This is a genomic window from Lysobacter sp. P5_B12, from assembly GCF_056400425.1.
Map to the genome: position 1 here is coordinate 5,001 of NZ_JBFULG010000018.1, position 1,971 is coordinate 6,971.

The following is a 1,971-nucleotide window of genomic DNA, read 5'->3' on the forward strand; positions in this document are numbered from 1 at the left end:
CAGCAATGTGCGCGGTAGAGGAGCGTTCCGTAAGCCGATGAAGGTGGATTGAGAAGTCTGCTGGAGGTATCGGAAGTGCGAATGCTGACATGAGTAACGATAATGGGGGTGAAAAGCCCCCACGCCGAAAGCCCAAGGTTTCCTTGCGCAACGTTCATCGGCGCAGGGTGAGTCGGCCCCTAAGGCGAGGCAGAAATGCGTAGTCGATGGGAAGCTGGTTAATATTCCAGCACCTCGCGTCAGTGCGATGGGGGGACGGAGAAGGGTAGGTGTACCGGGCGTTGGTTGTCCCGGGGAAAGCAGGTAGGCGGATCCTCTTGGCAAATCCGGAGGGTCATCACGCCGAGCAGCGAGACCAGGCCATTAGGCCGAAGTCACTGATCCCACGCTTCCAGGAAAAGCCCCTAAGCTTCAGCTGACGCAGACCGTACCGTAATCCGACACAGGTGGGCAGGATGAGAATTCTAAGGCGCTTGAGAGAACTCGGGTGAAGGAACTAGGCAACATGGCACCGTAACTTCGGGAGAAGGTGCACCGCTTCTGGTGGCCCATGCGGGCTATAGCTGGGAGCGGTCGCAGAAACCAGGCCGCTGCGACTGTTTATCAAAAACACAGCACTCTGCAAACACGAAAGTGGACGTATAGGGTGTGACGCCTGCCCGGTGCTGGAAGGTTAATTGATGGGGTCAGCCGCAAGGCGAAGCTCTTGATCGAAGCCCCAGTAAACGGCGGCCGTAACTATAACGGTCCTAAGGTAGCGAAATTCCTTGTCGGGTAAGTTCCGACCTGCACGAATGGCGTAACGACAGCGGCGCTGTCTCCACCCGAGACTCAGTGAAATTGAAATCGCTGTGAAGATGCAGCGTTCCCGCGGCAAGACGGAAAGACCCCGTGAACCTTTACTACAGCTTTACACTGAACGTTGAGTTCGTCTGTGTAGGATAGGTGGGAGCCTGTGAAACCGAGGCGCTAGCTTCGGTGGAGGCAACCTTGAAATACCACCCTGATGTGCTTGACGTTCTAACCTGGGCCCGTAATCCGGGTCGGGGACCGTGTATGGTGGGTAGTTTGACTGGGGCGGTCTCCTCCCAAAGAGTAACGGAGGAGCACGAAGGTACGCTCAGCGCGGTCGGACATCGCGCACTGTGTGCAAAGGCATAAGCGTGCTTGACTGCAAGAGCGACGGCTCAAGCAGGTACGAAAGTAGGTCTTAGTGATCCGGTGGTTCTGTATGGAAGGGCCATCGCTCAACGGATAAAAGGTACTCCGGGGATAACAGGCTGATACCGCCCAAGAGTTCATATCGACGGCGGTGTTTGGCACCTCGATGTCGGCTCATCACATCCTGGGGCTGTAGTCGGTCCCAAGGGTATGGCTGTTCGCCATTTAAAGTGGTACGCGAGCTGGGTTCAGAACGTCGTGAGACAGTTCGGTCCCTATCTGTCGTGGGCGTTGGAGATTTGAGAGGGGCTGCTCCTAGTACGAGAGGACCGGAGTGGACGAACCCCTGGTGTTCCGGTTGTCACGCCAGTGGCATTGCCGGGTAGCTACGTTCGGAAGCGATAACCGCTGAAAGCATCTAAGCGGGAAGCGCGCCTCAAGATGAGATCTCCCGGGACACAAGTCCCCTGAAGGAACCATCAAGACCAGGTGGTTGATAGGCACGGTGTGTAAGCGGAGCAATCCGTTGAGCTAACGTGTACTAATGATCCGTGAGGCTTGACCATATCACCTCAAGCCGCCTTATCCTCGACAACACGTCGATGGCATTTGTCTCTATAAGCTCCACCAAAACTCGCTACGTCCCACCCCTTGAGAGCGTGAGCGCGATCAATCCCTTCGATTGAACCGCGACCCTCCACCCTCTCCCTGGTGACAATAGCGCTGTGGCACCACCCGATCCCATTCCGAACTCGGAAGTGAAACGCAGCCGCGCCGATGGTAGTGTGCATCCGCATGCAAGAGTAGGTC

2 rRNA genes (1 of these 2 cut by a window edge) are annotated in these 1,971 nt (G+C 56.4%); both read left to right on the top strand.

The window, feature by feature from the left end:
- A 23S ribosomal RNA gene (locus tag AC1DOM_RS16720) occupies nt 1-1,727 on the top strand (it extends 1,147 nt beyond the left edge of the window).
- 141 nt (nt 1,728-1,868) lie between these two features.
- Nucleotides 1,869-1,971 (top strand): 5S ribosomal RNA (gene rrf, locus AC1DOM_RS16725); the annotation flags it as partial.